This is a genomic window from Chromatiaceae bacterium, from assembly GCA_024235395.1.
Classification (GTDB): domain Bacteria; phylum Pseudomonadota; class Gammaproteobacteria; order Chromatiales; family Chromatiaceae; genus Thiosocius.
This window is the reverse complement of sequence record JACKMK010000002.1, coordinates 298,235-310,406: the sequence shown is the minus strand read 5'-3', so window position 1 is coordinate 310,406 and position 12,172 is coordinate 298,235. Positions and strand designations below refer to the sequence as shown.

Here is a 12,172-nt window from a genome sequence, read left to right as displayed (position 1 = left end):
CCTACCTCCGCACCGCGGCGAGCAACGAGTCAAACAGGCTGTTCGCGATATTGATGACCTGCGCCGCGGCCTGATAGGCCTGCTGAAAGCGCATCAGGTCGGCGGCTTCCTCGTCGAGGTTCACGCCCGACACCTCGGCCTTGGCCGCCTCGGCCTGCGCCAGCAGGTTCTCCTGGACGCTCGCATTGTTGCCGGCCTGCTGGGTACTGGTGCCCACGTCGGCGATCAAGGCCCCATAGGTGTTGGCCAGGGTCGCGGTGCCACCGATCATCAGGTTCGCGGTCTGCAGGTCGGCCAGCCGACGCGCATTGCGGTTGTCGCCGACGCCGCCGGTGTTGTCCGCCAGCACGAAGCGATCACCGTTCGCCGGTGTGCCGGTCATCTCGAAGCTGAAATCTCCCAATCCACCGATGCTCACGGTCAGGGTATCGCCGCTGTCGGTCGCCGGATTGTAGGCAACGTTGCCGATCGCCGGTCCGGCCGGCGGATTGCCACTGTAGATGTCGAACCGATTCGCCGCCGTGTTGAACTGCAGGGTCAGCGGCGTCGCCAGCTTGGTCGGCGATGCGACCAGACTGGTCAGCGCGCCGGGACTCATGGTGCCGGTACCACTGTTCGCCGACGCGGCAGTCGACCGGATCGGGTCGGCCGCGGCGATGTCGCGTTCGGCGTCGACCAGTACACGGAAGCCCTCGGCACCGTTGCGCGTCGGGCGCAACAGAAAGCTGTCGCCGTTCACCGCGCTGGCCACGACGCTGAAACCCAGGTCCGCGGGGGGTGCCGCGACCAACGGGCTGGCTGCGGTGCCGGCACCGCTGAGCGCCACCGCCGCACCGGTCGTCAGGTCGGTCATCGACCAGGCGCCACCGGCGCGGTCGAGACGGTAGCTATGCGTGGTGAGCTGCGAGGGGTCAGTGATCGTGATGGCGGCCGTGCTGGCGGCGGCGTTGCCCTGCCTGCCCAGGACCTCGGGCGTATCCAGGCCGAAGAACAGACCACCCAGGTCGCCGTCGAGGTCCATGCCGGTCTGGTGTTCACCATTGAAATAATCGGCCAGACCGAGCGCAACACGTCCCAGCGCCGCCTGTGAATCGTCGAGCACCTCGCCACCGAAGCGCAACAGACCGCCAAGACTGCCGCCGGTGATCTGCGACGATACGTTGACCGTCAGACCACCGGACTGCTGCAGCACGATCTCTTTCTTTTCGCTGTCGTAGACGTTGCTGCTCACCGCCAGCGAATTGGCGACCCCACCGACCACCAGCGCCTGCCCGGTGCCGATGAAGACGTTCATCGAGCCATCGGACTGCTGCAGCGTCGAAACACTGGTGTAGTGGCTGAGTTGATCGACCAGCCGGTCGCGCTCGTCGAGGATGTCGTTGGGGATGCCGCCCGCGGAGCCGTTCAGGGCACCGATGCGTGAGTTCACGTCCGCCAGGGACTGGGCCAGGCTGTTGATCTCCCCGACCTGGTGTTCGAGATCCTGGTTCAGCTGGCGCCGCATGTCGTCGAGCCATCTGTCGAGCGTATTGAAGCGCTCCGCGAGTTGGTTGCCGCGGCTGATCATCACGCTGCGCGCGGCGATCGAGGTCGGATCATCGGCAACGTCGTCGACCGCGGCGAAGAACTGCTGCATCATGTCGCTCATGCTGGCCGATGCGTCTGCAAACACGTTGTCGATCTGCAGCGCCCGGTCGTAGAACACGCTCGATTCCTCGTACGACGAGGTGTAGTCACGCACCCGCGCCGCGAGAAAGTCGTCGTACGCGCGGTGGATCGATGCAACTTCGACGCCTGAACCGATGTACCCGGCCGGCGACACCTGCGGGTTGCGCGTCTCGAGTTGTACGCGCTGCCGGCTGTAGCCTTCGGTGTTGACGTTGGCGATGTTATGGCCCGTGGTCTCCATCTGCCGCTTGAACGCGGTCAGCGCACTGATGCCGGTATTGATGATGCTCGCCATTTTGCGTCACCCTCTCATCGCTGCTCAGCTCGCCGCGGTCCGGTCGCGCAGCGACTGCCGGGCCCGCTGCATCGCGGAGCTGTCGAGAATGCCCTGGATCTTCTGCGAGTACGCCGGATCGGTCGCATAACCCGCTGCCTGCAGGGCGTCGAAATACGCCGCCGGGTCGTCAGTGTTCTGCAGCGCGGCGCGATAACGCGGGTTGCGTTTGATGAAACTGACGTAGTCGTCGAAACTCTCTTCGTACGACGTATAGGCTCGGAAGTCTGCGCGTGTGTTGAGCGCGACACCGTCCCGGTATTCCAGCGTGCCGACGCGCACGCGCTCGCCGCCCCAGCGCGAGTCCGCCTTGATGCCGAACAGGTTGTGACTGCTGTCACCGCCGGTGCCACGCATCACGTGGCGTCCCCATCCGGTTTCCAATGCCGCCTGAGCCAGCAGGGCCTCGGGCGGCAGGTCGAGCTGAGCGGCGGCCTGTTCCGCGATCGGCATCAGCCGGTCGATGAATGCCTCGGGCGTACCGTCGAGCGGCCTGGACAGCGTGTCGTCAGCGCCCGTCAAGGCGGGCTCGTCACGCCCACCGGTCGGCGGACGTGCGACGATCGGCATCCCGAGATAGTCCTGCGGATCGAGGTCCCGATAGGACGCGGCGACACCGCCGCCCAGCTGACGCTTGATCACGTCGGCCAGCCCTATGCCCTGTTTGTCGGCCATGTCGATCGCGATCTGCTTGTCGTACATCTCGCGGTAGAATTCGCTCTGCTGGCTGTCCATCAGGCCGCCCCCGAAACTCGCGTCGCGCATGCTCTTGAGCATCATCTGTACGAACAAGGACTCGAACTGACGGGCAACCTGGTCCAGCGCGGCCTCCTGATCCTCGCGGGCCCGCGCGCGCAGCGCGGCGAGACCGGAAAAATCCGTGTAGACCTGGGCCATGTCGAGTGCCATGCCGGACCTCAGATCACCACCAGGTCGGCCTTCAGCGCACCGGCCTGTTTGAGTGCCTCGAGGATTGCCACCAGGTCGCTCGGACCGGCTCCGACCTGATTGACCGCGCGCACAACATTGTCGAGCGTGACGCCCGGATCGAACAGGAACATGCGCCGGTCGCCCGGTGCCTGCACGCTGACATCCGACTGTGGCGTGACCACGGTCCTGCCGGCGGCCAATGCGTTCGGTTGCGATACCTGCGCGTTCTCGCTGATCGTCACGACCAGGTTGCCGTGCGACACCGCGGCCGGGCTGACGCGCACGGTACTGTTGATCACCACGGTGCCGGTACGCGAGTTCACGATCACACGCGCCACCGCCTCGGCCGGTTCGACCTCCAGGTTCTCGACCAGCGACACGAACCCGACCCGCTGGCCGATGTTGCGCGGCGCGTTGACCTTCACCGAAGTCGCGTCGATCGCAAACGCGGTACCCTCGCCGATCGCCTTGTTGATCGCATCGGTGACGCGCTGCACGGTGGTGAAGTCACCGGACTTCAGATTCAACGTGAGCATCGCGTCTTCACCGAAAGGCGTCGGCACGCTGCGCTCCACGGTCGCCCCGCCCGGGACACGACCGGAACTCGGAATATTGATCGTGATCTTGGACCCGTCCGCGCCCGCCGCCGACAGACCACCAACGACGAGGTTGCCCTGTGCGATCGCATAGACCTGACCGTCTATACCCTTCAAGGGTGTCATCAGCAGGCTGCCGCCGCGCAGGCTCTTGGCATCACCGATCGAAGAAACCGTGACGTCGACCTCCTGACCCGGTTTGGCGAATGGCGGAAGATCCGCATGCACCGTGACCGCTGCGACGTTCTTCGGGTTCAGATTGATGTTCGGGGGGACGACGATGCCCAGCTGGGTCAACATGCTGCGCAGGCTCTGCTGGGTGAACGGAGATGAATTGACCTTGTCGCCACTCCCGTCGAGGCCGACGACCAGGCCGTAACCGAGCAGCTGGTTGTTACGCACGCCCTGGATGGCAGCGAGGTCCTTTATCCGTTCCGCCTGTGCCGGCACGGCCAGCACCAGCATTGCGCATATCGCCAGCGTCACCAGTCGCTGCAGACCGACGGACCGGGTGCGCGACTCGCCCGACGTGAAGTGACGCCGTGGGTTAAAGATGTTCAGCCGAATGCTCGATGCACGCATCGCAGCCACCTCGTTAGAACGGCATGATCGCCGAGATGAAGAACTTCGCCAGCCAGCCCATCTTGCTGGCACTCGCCACCTGACCGTCGCCGATATAGATCAGCGTCGCATCCGCGACCCGGGTCGAATCCACGGTATTGCGGGTGTCGATGTCTTCGGGTCGGATGATGCCCGACACGCGGATGTATTCGTTTCCACCGGTCATCCCGATGCGCTTCTCGCCGCGAACGCGCAGATAACCGTTCGGCAGCACCTCGGTGACCATCACCGAAATGGAGCCGCTGAATTCATTGTTCTGCGTGTTGTCCGCGTCACCCGAGAAATCGGTCGACGAGGCCAGACTCTGGTCCAGGTTGTAAGAACCGCTGCGTCCGGGAATGTCGAAGCTCAGCAGTTTGCCGAACAGCGTCGGGTTGGTGATCGAGGTGTCGTTCTCCTTCGACACGGTACCCGAGTTCGTGTGTTTGGCCTCGGTATCCTCGACCAGGTTGACCAGTACGATGTCGCCGATATGGCGCGCACGCACGTTCTCGAACCAGCTGCGTTCGAAGCCCGCCTGAAAGATCGCACCGTTGCCTTGTGGCACAGGCGGGATCTGCGCCGGTGGCACCGCGGCGAACTCGGCATCGCGCTTGGGCACGGAATTGCACCCGGCGAGCAACGCCAGGCAACTCAATGCCGCGAGTGCGCGAACCCCTTGTCGCTGGATCCGGTGACCGATGTTCATCTGGATTCTTCCTCGTCGCTCACCGGGCCGTTACAGCTGCTGACTGATGTAGGCGAGCATGTTGTCCGTGGTCGAAATCGCCTTGCTGTTCATCTCGTAGGCGCGCTGCGTCTCGATCATGTTGACCAGCTCCTCGACCACATTGACGTTGGAACTCTCCAACGATCCCTGGATCAGGGTGCCGGCACCGTTGGTTCCGGGTGTATCCGTCTGCGGCGCACCGCTGGCGAAGGTCTCGCGATACAGGTTGTCGCCGATCGCTTCGAGTCCGGTCGGATTGACGAACTGCGCCAGGGTGATGTTGCCGATCTGTGTCGGCGCGCTGTTGCCGGCGACCAGGGCCGAGACGGTGCCGTCCGAACCGACGGTCACGCTCACGGTGTTCGCCGGGATCGTGATCGCGGGATCGAGCAGATAACCGTTCTGGGTGACCAGCTGACCGGTCGAGTCCATACCGAAGGCGCCGTCACGGGTGTACACGAGGCTCCCGTCGGGATGCGTGATCTGAAAGAACCCACTGCCCTGCACCGCGAGGTCGAAGCTGTTGTTGGTCTGAACGATGTTGCCCTGGGTGTGCAACTTCTGGGTCGCGACAGTTCGCACTCCGGTCCCCAGGTACAGACCCGACGGCAAGGTGGTGTCCTCGGTCGAGTTCGCACCGGCTTGGCGGATGTTCTGGTAGATCAGGTCTTCGAACACCGCGCGGTCGCGCTTGAAGCCATTCGTGTTGACGTTTGCCAGATTGTTCGAGATGACCGACATGCGCGTCTGCTCGGCGTCGAGTCCGGTCTTGGCGATCCACAGTGCAGGGTACATATCGCTTGCCTCTTGTCGTTTCAGGCGGCCGCTAGGGCGGCGGTGCCAACTGTTTCAATGTCGTCTACCAGAACTGCTGCAAAACGCTTGCCAGCTTTATACCGGGCGCAACAGACGTGCCGCCGCCTCGGCATCCTCGTCGGCCGTGCGCATCATCTTCACCTGCAACTCGAAACGACGTCCGAGTTCGATCATCTCGACCATCTCGTTGACCGCGTTGACATTGCTCGCCACCAGGGCACCAGCAGTCACGCGCTGCGTGGCATCGGCTTCAGCGACACCACCGCCTTTGAGGCGAAACAGACCATCGTCGCCCTTCTCCATCTGGTCGTACTGTGGCGCGACGAGCTTGATGCGGTCGATCACGGCGAGCTGTTCGCCGGTGGCACCAAGCGGGCGAATCGAGACGGTGCCGTCGGTACCGATCTCGATCTTTTCGAAAGGCGGCACGGCAATCGGCCCACCATTGCCCATGACCGGCAATCTGTTGCCGGTCATCAGCAGGCCGTTTTCGTCGACCTGGAGGTCGCCGCGCCGGGTGTAGGCCTCGTTGCCGTCGGACGACTGGACCGCGAGCCAGCCGCCGTCCTTGAGTGCGACGTCGAGGTCGCGCCCGGAGTACTGGATGCTTCCCTGATCAAAGTCTGTCGTCGGCCGTTCATCCATCGCATACACGCGTGTCGGATGACCGCTGCCGAATACCGGCATGCTGCGGAACTGGTTGAGGTCGGCGAGGAAACCTGCCGTGCCTGCGTTCGCCAGGTTGTTGCTGGAGTTCGCCTGCGCGACCAGGGTCTCCTTTGCGCCGCTCATCGCGACGTACAACATGCGATCCATGGTGGCCTCCGCTCAGAATCTCAGGGCGGGGACGCCGGATCGGCGACCGGGTAGGCTCGAACCCCGGTCACCGACCCGCGTTCCCGGGTTAACGGATGTTGATGATCGTCTGGGTGATCGAATCGGCCGTGGAGATGACCTCGGCATTCGCCTGGAACATGCGCTGCGCAGTGATCAGGTTGACCAGCTGCTGCGCGATGTCCACATTGGAGGCCTCCAGGGCACCGGATTGAATCTGGCCGAAGCTCGAGGTGCCGGCCTCACCGAGCTGCGGCGCCCCGGATGAAAAACTCTCCGCCCAGTTGGTGTCCCCGACCTGGCGCAGTCCCTGCTGGTTGTTGAACTTCGCGAGCGCCACCTTGCCGAGCGCCGACGACTGGCCATTGGTGTAGCGCGCAAAGATCACACCCTCGGCATCGATATCCAGGCCGGACAGGCGACCGGAAGTGAAGCCGTCCTGGGTGAGGTTGTTCACCGCGAACGCCGAGCCGTACTGCGTGGTGCCGGTCAGGTCGAGATTGATCTGCATCGGGTCGGCGCCGGTTCCGGGGTCGAACGACGCCGTCAGGCCGGTCGTCCCGGCGGTGCCATCGACATCGGTCAGATTGCCGGAGCCGTCGAACGCCAACGAGAACGGCGTGGGCGCAGCGGGCGGCACGGCGGTGCCATCCGGTGGGATGTTGGCGCCATTCACGTAGATGTACTGGTCCCAGGCGTTCGGCGCGGTCTTGCGGAAGTACAGCGTCGCGGTCTGCGCGTTGCCCAACGAATCGTAGACCGTGGTCGAGGTCGAGCTGTTGTAGGTGGTCGGATCGGTTGGATCGAAGGTGACCGCGGCCGCGACCTCCGCCTCGGAGGAATTGAGATTGAGCGCCTCGAACATCGACTGGGTCGGTAGCGGCGCACTCGGCGTGGTCGGCAGCTGGAAGTCGCGCAGCACGCCGGTGTTGAACGTCGTGGTACCACCGACCCCGGTCACCGCCTCGTAGATCTGCAGCCGGTCTGCGCTGCTGTTGACCACGAAGCCATCGCGGTCGACGCTGTAGGCGCCGGCCCGGGTATAGGCCTGGGTGCCGTCCGGGGCCTCGAGGACGAAAAAGCCCTGGCCGCTGATCGCCAGGTCCAGGTTGTTGGATGTGAAATCAATGGTTCCCTGGCTGAACTGCTGTGCTACGCGCGCCACGCGCACACCCTGGCCGGCGGCGTTGGAACTGGTGTCCTGGATGGCGTTGGCATACACGTCGGCAAACTCCGCGCGCGACTCCTTGAAGCCATTGGTGGCCGAGTTGGCGATGTTGTTGCCGGTTACCTCCAGGTCGGTGGAGGCCGCATTGAGTCCACTGAGAGCAATACGAAAAGGCATGGTGGCTTCTCCGTTTAATAAATCTGACGCACGTTGTTGAAGGAGATCGGGCCCAACCCCGCGAGGTTCAACGTCAAGCCGTTGCTACCGCTCAGATTGACGCTTTCGACGGTCGCAAACAGCTGGGTCTGCAGATCGACCGGGCGGTCGTTCTGGATCGCCTCGACCTGCACCCTGTAGTGGCCGGGTGTCACGTAGTTGCCGCTGTCATCCATCCCGTCCCAGGTGAAATTGAGTTCGCCGGACGGTGCGCTGCCGAGCGGCATCTCGCGCACCAGTTGGCCGACCGCGTCGGTGATGCGCGCGGTGACTTGCGGGCTGCTCTGCTCAAGCTGCACCTGCCCGCGCAGACCGCCGCCGGCGGCGAGGTAGCCGGTGTCGACAGGCGCCAACACCTCGCGCCCGACCAGCGAGCCGGCCTGGAGGGCCTGCCCGGAGGTGATCGACGCGGCCAGGGATTCGAAGTTCTGGTTGAGCTGCTCGAGGCCGGTCACCGAACCGAACTGTGCGATCTGACCGAGGAAGTCGCCGTTCTCCATCGGTTTGAAGGGGTCCTGGTTGTTGAGCTGCGTGACCATCAGTTTCAAGAAGGTCGTCAGACCCAGCTCAGAGGCGTTGTTGGTACCGCGACTGGAGGTGTCGGCAGCGGTCAACCCCAGGCTTGCGAACAGATTGTCCTGCGTGGCGATGGTGCTCATCTTCGCTTATCTCCCGAGGTTGATCGTCGCGCTGAGCATCTGTCGGGTGGCATTCAGCACCTCGACGTTGTTCTGGTAGGCGCGCGACGCTGAGATCATGTTGGCCATCTCTTCGACGATGTTGACGTTTGGCCGGTAGATGTAGCCTTCGGCATCGGCCAACGCGTGGTTGGGGGCGTACTCGCGCACCAGCGGGGCCTGGCTTTCGACCACGCCCGCCATGCGCACACCGACCGCCGAGCTACCTGGATTGGACTGGTCGAGAAGCGCGCGGAACACCGGCTGCCGGGCGCGATAGGTCTGGTCGATACTGCTCGACACGGCGTCCACGTTGGCCATGTTGCTGGCAACCAGGTTCATGCGCAGGTTCTGCGCATTCATGCCGGAGCCGGCGATGTCAAAGATCTTGAAACTGCTCATGCGCCACTCCCCTTGATGGCCAGCATCAGGCCTTTGACCTTGCCGTCGAGGAAACGCAGGCTGGCCTGATAGCGCATGGCGTTGGCGCTGAACTCGGTCTGCTCGCGTTCGACCTCAACGGTATTGCCGTCGAGCGAGGCCTGCTGCGGAACCCGGTAGGCCATCTGGGTGGATGCGACCAGGCCCTGGTCGAACTGCATGTGCCCGGCCTGGGTGGCTGCGAGGCGCACGGCGGGCTGCATCTCGTTGCGCAACATCGCCTGGAAGTCGAAGTCGCGCGCCTTGTAGCCAGGCGTGTCGGCGTTGGCGAGGTTTGCAGCCAGCACCTCGGAGCGGCGTGCGTGCAGGCGCAGGGCCTCTTCGTGGATGCCGAGAACGTTGTCGAGTTTCATCCCGCTGGTCTCCGAACGTACATGTCGGTCGATCCAAAGCAGGAACTGTGCCTAGAGTTACCTTGGCTTTAAATTCAGAGACTTAAGTGCGGAAAGGGTCGCCCGGCTTCGACCCTGCGGCAAGCGTTTGCCGGCTCCGGCGGCAACGCCGGCCGGTGCCGGCAACGGCGTCAGCGGCGGACGCGGTACACCAGGCCGCCGGCCAGGTTGCGCATCTCGAACAGATCCTCGTGACCGCTGATCGATTCGGTCGACCCGAGAAACAGGTGTCCGCCCGGTCGTAGTGAACGCGCCATGCGCTCGATGATGTCGCGTTTGCGCTCGCGTGAGAAATAGATCAGCACATTGCGACAATAGATGACGTCGAAGCGTCCCAGGCTTTCGAACGACTTGAGCAGGTTGAACTGCCGGAAGTTGACCCGCTGCCGATATTGCGGAAGCAGTTCGATGCACCCGTCCTGTTCACGGAAATAACGTTGGCGCTGCAGGTCGGTCAATCCACGTGCCGCCGAAATACCGCAATACACGCCGCCCTGTGCCTCCTTGAGCGCCGTCGCGGAGATATCGGTGCCGACGATCTCGTAGCGCATCGAGCGCGCCAGCCGACCCTCCTGCATCCCGTCCTGAAGCGTGATCGCGACCGTGTATGCCTCCTGACCCGTCGACGCCGCGGCCGACCAGATTCGCAGGTCGAGCGGCTTGGTCTCGGAGAGGATTCCGTCGACCAGCGCACGAAAGTGCGCCGCATCGCGAAACCAGAACGTCTCGTTGGTGGTCATTGCGTCGACCACCGCCGCCTGGATCCGGCTCGAGCCGAAATCGCCCAGGCGACTGACGAGGTCGCCGAAGCCGTCCAGCTCGAACACTGCAAACAGCCGTGACAGGCGGCTGATGACCAGGTATTCCTTGCCCGTGCCCAGCCTGATACCGGCCTGGCTTTCAAGGAATTCGTGGATCGCTTTGTACTCGGCCGGCGTGAGGTTCTTGTTCACTGCTTGCACTGCTCAACCGGTCCGGAGACGCGGAAATCAGGAGAGAGCTTGACGCTCGTTCGCATGCTGGCGCAACTGCTCCTGTACGATCGTTGCGAGCGAGTCAGGCTCCCATTTTGGCAAGAAGTCATTCGCGCCGACTTTCTCTACCATCGACTTGTTGAACACCCCGCTCAGCGAGGTATGCAGTATCACATGCAGATGTGCGAGCTGCGGGTGTTCGCGGATCGCCCTGGTCAGCGAGTAGCCGTCCATACGCGGCATCTCGACATCCGAGATCACCAGCGCAAGCCAGTTCGATACGTCGCGCCCCTCGTCGAGCCAGGCCTTGAGCTGGTCGAGCGCCTGCTTGCCGTCGTTGGCCGTGGTGTACTCGACACCCATCTGCTCCAACACCCGGCTGACCTGTTTTCGCGCGACACTCGAGTCGTCGGCCAGCAGCACATGCTGCGGTTCGTCGGTTTCACGCTGCTGGATGATGCCGTCGGAGACATGCTCCTGGCTTCCAGTCACTTCGCTGAGGATCTTCTCGACGTCGATGATCTCGACCAGTTCGTCGTCGACCTGGGTGACCGCGGTCATGTAGGTACCCTGCGCGGCGCCTTTTGGCGGCGGAAGAATCTCTTCCCAGTTCATGTTGACGATGCGGTCCACCGAATCGACCAGAAACCCCTGCATTCTGCGGTTGTACTCGGTGATGATCACGAACTTGTCGCGGTGGTCGCCGTCTGCGCCGATGCCGATCGCACGCGCCAGGTCCATGATCGCTATGGTCCTGCCCCGCATGTTGGCGATACCGAGTATCACCGGGTGTGACTGCGGCAGCGAGGTCAGTGCGGGACATTGGATGACCTCCTGCACCTTGAACACGTTGATGCCGAACCGCTGCCCGTTGCCCAGCCGGAATAGCAGCAACTCCAGCCGATTGTGCCCAGCGAGCCTGGTGCGCATGTCGACGCCGTCGAGTACCCCGGCCATCTGCCACCCCATGGTTGCGACCAAAATCAGATGGACTGCGTAGCGGCCCACCGGGAACAAGCTTTAGCCAGTCGGGTCCGGTGACCGGGCACGATCCTTGCTGCTGATCCGGCATGAACGATCTCCGACAGAAAACCGTCGCGGCGATGGTGCTCGCCGCAAGCTTCGGTCCCGCTGCAGGCGAGGAGTTTGCGGTCGAGCCACACGAAGACATCCGTGCGGCCGCCGAGCAGCACGTGTTGGCGCGTACCGAGAGTCTCTCGGGGCGGATCGAGGTGACGGTCGGCAACCTCGACAGTCGCCTGCGTCTTGCCGCCTGCGACCAAGCGCTCGAAACCTATGACTCGCCGAACGCGCTCAGCGGAGGGCGCGGGGTGGTGGGTGTGCGATGCACCGGCAGCAAGCCGTGGAAACTGTTTGTACCGGTACAGGTCGCGACGCTGAACCAGGTGGTCGTCAGCCAGCGCCCTCTGGTGCGGGGGCAAAGCCTGGTCGCTGCAGATCTGGCCCTGAAGGAAATCGATACATCGACCGTGCACAAGGCCTATTTCACGCGTATCGAGGACGTGGTCGGACTGCGCACCAAGCGCGCGGTGTCCGGCGGAGCCACGTTGCATGCCGGTCTGTTGCAGCGCGCCAAACTGGTCAAACGAGGTAGTCAGGTAATGATCGTGTCCGCGCTCGACGGCTTGCACGTGACGATGCGGGGCAAGGCCCTCGCCGATGGCGGCCGCGGCGACCGGATTCGCGCGAAAAACCTGGCGTCCGGCCGGGTCATTACCGGGACGGTCACGGACAGTGGCGTGATCGAGGTCACGAATTGACCCGGCAAAACCCTA

13 protein-coding genes are annotated in these 12,172 nt (G+C 63.6%); 1 reads left to right on the top strand and 12 read right to left on the bottom strand.

Translation table 11 applies throughout. From position 1 onward, the window contains the following. Window position 1: 1 nt before the first annotated feature. From flgK to H6955_09390, 12 genes are all read right to left on the bottom strand, one after another. Window positions 2-1,963: a flagellar hook-associated protein FlgK gene (gene flgK, locus H6955_09445; protein MCP5313770.1), complete on the bottom strand. Its 1,962-nt coding sequence runs from the start codon at window positions 1,961-1,963 to the stop codon at window positions 2-4. A 24-nt stretch (window positions 1,964-1,987) separates the two neighbouring features. Next, window positions 1,988-2,911, bottom strand: coding sequence for a flagellar assembly peptidoglycan hydrolase FlgJ (gene flgJ, locus H6955_09440; protein ID MCP5313769.1), 924 nt, complete (start codon window positions 2,909-2,911; stop codon window positions 1,988-1,990). A gap of 8 nt (window positions 2,912-2,919) precedes the next feature. Continuing rightward, the gene (locus tag H6955_09435; protein MCP5313768.1) at window positions 2,920-4,110 is read right to left on the bottom strand and encodes a flagellar basal body P-ring protein FlgI; all 1,191 of its coding nucleotides are present in this window, start codon (window positions 4,108-4,110) and stop codon (window positions 2,920-2,922) included. 13 nt (window positions 4,111-4,123) lie between these two features. Further along, complete coding sequence (locus tag H6955_09430) at window positions 4,124-4,837, bottom strand: flagellar basal body L-ring protein FlgH (GenBank protein MCP5313767.1); 714 nt, start codon at window positions 4,835-4,837, stop codon at window positions 4,124-4,126. Window positions 4,838-4,867: 30 nt separating this feature from the next. Next, window positions 4,868-5,653 (bottom strand): flagellar basal-body rod protein FlgG, encoded by a 786-nt coding sequence (gene flgG, locus H6955_09425; GenBank protein MCP5313766.1) that lies wholly within the window; start codon window positions 5,651-5,653, stop codon window positions 4,868-4,870. Between the two features lie 96 nt (window positions 5,654-5,749). Next, window positions 5,750-6,490: a flagellar basal body rod protein FlgF gene (locus tag H6955_09420; protein MCP5313765.1), complete on the bottom strand. Its 741-nt coding sequence runs from the start codon at window positions 6,488-6,490 to the stop codon at window positions 5,750-5,752. Window positions 6,491-6,578: 88 nt separating this feature from the next. Continuing rightward, the gene (gene flgE, locus H6955_09415; protein ID MCP5313764.1) at window positions 6,579-7,853 is read right to left on the bottom strand and encodes a flagellar hook protein FlgE; all 1,275 of its coding nucleotides are present in this window, start codon (window positions 7,851-7,853) and stop codon (window positions 6,579-6,581) included. A gap of 14 nt (window positions 7,854-7,867) precedes the next feature. Further along, window positions 7,868-8,551, bottom strand: coding sequence for a flagellar hook assembly protein FlgD (locus H6955_09410; GenBank protein MCP5313763.1), 684 nt, complete (start codon window positions 8,549-8,551; stop codon window positions 7,868-7,870). 6 nt (window positions 8,552-8,557) lie between these two features. After that, window positions 8,558-8,971, bottom strand: a complete 414-nt coding sequence (gene flgC / locus H6955_09405; protein MCP5313762.1) for a flagellar basal body rod protein FlgC — start codon at window positions 8,969-8,971, stop codon at window positions 8,558-8,560. Further along, window positions 8,968-9,363 carry a flagellar basal body rod protein FlgB gene (flgB, locus tag H6955_09400; GenBank protein MCP5313761.1) on the bottom strand — a complete coding sequence of 132 codons (396 nt, stop codon included), beginning with the start codon at window positions 9,361-9,363 and terminating at the stop codon, window positions 8,968-8,970. Before flgB ends, flgC begins: the two co-directional genes overlap by 4 nt. 170 nt (window positions 9,364-9,533) lie before the next feature. Continuing rightward, a complete protein-coding gene (locus H6955_09395; GenBank protein MCP5313760.1) occupies window positions 9,534-10,355 on the bottom strand; it encodes a methyltransferase domain-containing protein in 822 nt (273 codons plus the stop codon). A gap of 36 nt (window positions 10,356-10,391) precedes the next feature. Further along, a complete protein-coding gene (locus H6955_09390; GenBank protein ID MCP5313759.1) occupies window positions 10,392-11,333 on the bottom strand; it encodes a chemotaxis protein CheV in 942 nt (313 codons plus the stop codon). Between the two features lie 113 nt (window positions 11,334-11,446). Here H6955_09390 and flgA point away from each other — a divergent pair, with 113 nt between their 5' ends. Then, on the top strand, window positions 11,447-12,157 hold the full coding sequence (flgA, locus tag H6955_09385) for a flagellar basal body P-ring formation protein FlgA (GenBank protein MCP5313758.1): 711 nt from the start codon (window positions 11,447-11,449) through the stop codon (window positions 12,155-12,157). Window positions 12,158-12,172: the final 15 nt, after the last annotated feature.

Bases quoted from the DNA above. Each gene is read 5' to 3' on its own strand.
- H6955_09420 (MCP5313765.1), bottom strand. From the start codon at position 6,490: ATGGATCGCATGTTGTACGTCGCGATGAGCGGCGCAAAGGAGACCCTG.
- flgG (MCP5313766.1), bottom strand. From the start codon at position 5,653: ATGTACCCTGCACTGTGGATCGCCAAGACCGGACTCGACGCCGAGCAG.
- flgA (MCP5313758.1), top strand. From the start codon at position 11,447: ATGAACGATCTCCGACAGAAAACCGTCGCGGCGATGGTGCTCGCCGCA.
- H6955_09410 (MCP5313763.1), bottom strand. From the start codon at position 8,551: ATGAGCACCATCGCCACGCAGGACAATCTGTTCGCAAGCCTGGGGTTG.
- H6955_09390 (MCP5313759.1), bottom strand. From the start codon at position 11,333: ATGGCCGGGGTACTCGACGGCGTCGACATGCGCACCAGGCTCGCTGGG.
- H6955_09435 (MCP5313768.1), bottom strand. From the start codon at position 4,110: ATGCGTGCATCGAGCATTCGGCTGAACATCTTTAACCCACGGCGTCAC.
- flgC (MCP5313762.1), bottom strand. From the start codon at position 8,971: ATGAGCAGTTTCAAGATCTTTGACATCGCCGGCTCCGGCATGAATGCG.
- H6955_09430 (MCP5313767.1), bottom strand. From the start codon at position 4,837: ATGAACATCGGTCACCGGATCCAGCGACAAGGGGTTCGCGCACTCGCG.
- flgB (MCP5313761.1), bottom strand. From the start codon at position 9,363: ATGAAACTCGACAACGTTCTCGGCATCCACGAAGAGGCCCTGCGCCTG.
- flgK (MCP5313770.1), bottom strand. From the start codon at position 1,963: ATGGCGAGCATCATCAATACCGGCATCAGTGCGCTGACCGCGTTCAAG.
- flgE (MCP5313764.1), bottom strand. From the start codon at position 7,853: ATGCCTTTTCGTATTGCTCTCAGTGGACTCAATGCGGCCTCCACCGAC.
- flgJ (MCP5313769.1), bottom strand. From the start codon at position 2,911: ATGGCACTCGACATGGCCCAGGTCTACACGGATTTTTCCGGTCTCGCC.